The sequence below is a fragment of the Devosia psychrophila genome (assembly GCF_000971275.1).
GTDB classification, from domain to species: Bacteria; Pseudomonadota; Alphaproteobacteria; order Rhizobiales; family Devosiaceae; genus Devosia; species Devosia psychrophila.
This window is the reverse complement of the sequence record NZ_LAPV01000185.1, coordinates 1-1,823: the sequence shown is the minus strand read 5'-3', so window position 1 is coordinate 1,823 and position 1,823 is coordinate 1. Positions and strand designations below refer to the sequence as shown.

General features: G+C 54.9%; 1 protein-coding gene and 1 pseudogene. Both read right to left on the bottom strand.

Annotation, left to right across the window (positions count from 1 at the left end; genetic code table 11):
• Positions 1-1,015 (bottom strand): diguanylate cyclase domain-containing protein (locus tag WH91_RS19830; protein ID WP_046172751.1); only part of this gene is annotated, 1,015 nt, incomplete at its 3' end.
• Between the two features lie 124 nt (positions 1,016-1,139).
• Positions 1,140-1,823, bottom strand: a pseudogene (locus WH91_RS25140) (hypothetical protein); the annotation flags it as partial.

The window sequence follows — 1,823 nt, the reverse complement described above, 5'->3', positions numbered from 1 at the left end:
GTATTTCGACTTGGGACAGGCTTATGTCTTCACACAAGAGCAGAGCAAATTCATCCCCACCAACGCGACCAACAAGTCCGCTAGCTGGAACCCATTTTCTCAGTCGCTGCGCTGCAGCCAAAAGCATCGCGTCACCAGCGTCGTGTCCCAAAGTGTCGTTGATGTTTTTGAAGTCGTCCAGATCGACATGCACCACGGCGCGGGAGCCCCTACTCACGACGGCTTCCGCCAAGGAGGTTTCCAACTTCTTCAGGAACATAGCCCGGTTTGGCAGACCCGTAAGCGCATCATGATGAGCTAAGCGGTAAATCTCATCACGCGTCTTTTTGGCCTCCGTGATGTCATGAAAAAAGATCGACAAGCTACTTCCGGTGGGGAAAGCACGCACCTCGAGCCAAACACCCAGTTCTATCAAGTATCCTTCGAACGTCACGGGCGTCTGTGTTTTTAACGCGCGGATATAGTTCTCGTGGAACACTGTCCCTACCTGCTCCGGGTAAGCCTCCCAGATGTTTTCGCCGATTGCCAAGCGTCCATTACGCCCAACACTGCTAGCAGCCCGCTTGTTTAGATAAATCACGTTCCAATCGTGGTCGACTACTACAATGCTGTCAGTGGTGCTGCTCAGAACCGCGTCCAGGCTATTGCGGGCAACGTCTACTTCCTCGGATGCTCTCCTGGTCTCAGTGAGATCGTGAGCGATCACAGCAATACGTGCAACATCGCCACTGGCTGTTTTGACCGGACTCACAACTACGTCCCACCACAAGACCGTACCACGAGCAGAAAGGCAATTCGCTGTGAAGCCGCCTCGCTGTCCACGTCGTGCGCCTTTTATGGCGTCGCTAGCGTCAGAATGATATTGTCCTGACCAAAGGTCGGTCCAATCCTGTCCATCCAAGGCTTGCCGGTTCTCCAACTCCAGCGAACGGGCACCAGCATCGTTAAGAGAGGTGATCTGGCCGTCCAAATCCAGAACCATGATGCAGTTTGAGCTGGCCTCTAGGATGCTCATCGCTAGGTCGTCTTCTGGGCCGCGAGGATCTTTGCGCACTGTTACTCCGGTAGGCGTTGAACAATGCCTGGAAAGGGGGGGAAATAAATCAGGACGCAGCGTCAATGTTGCGCGGCTTACTATATTAACCGCTAAGAACCCTCAGGTTTACCAGAAGCTTGTCCCCAGCAAGGGGCGTCTGAAGAGCGATTTCGATTACAGAGGGCTGCTGTACTTCAAGAAACCTGACGGAAAATCCACCTTTGGCAACCCGGGTCACCTGCGCCCCGATGCACCCAATGGCTAGGTACGATCCTACTTCTACCGCAGCAGAACTCAGCACAGCAGCCCCAGACGCGGACACGTTGGGAATACGGCAGGCATGCTGCTGTCTATCGGGGAACGTAAGGGTAGAATTTGGATTGAGTGGCGCGAAACGGGGGCTCCTTCTCCCACTAGCCTGACGTTCTGCGTCTCCGGCTTGCGCAGCATTATCGCCGAATAAAGGCGTAAACCGCGAATGGGGGCGTGGAGTGGGAACCGTACTATGGACGGCCGTCCCGCAAATGTAATCGAAGCCGGCGTTGACTACGACCGCAGCTTTTCCGATGGTATTGGCTCCATAGGCGAAGCTGTAGAGCCCGAACTCCGCTGCGGACATGGCAAACCGAGCCAAGTCTTGGGCGATCCCGCGGTCATCGCTATCAAGTTCACTCAGTGAAATAGAAATCCCCCAGATCATGGTTCGCATTTTCTGGTCCATGCGATGATCCGACGGGGAAAGCTGCAAGATGACGCGGTCAGAAATGCTGCGCCCGGTCTGCACGGC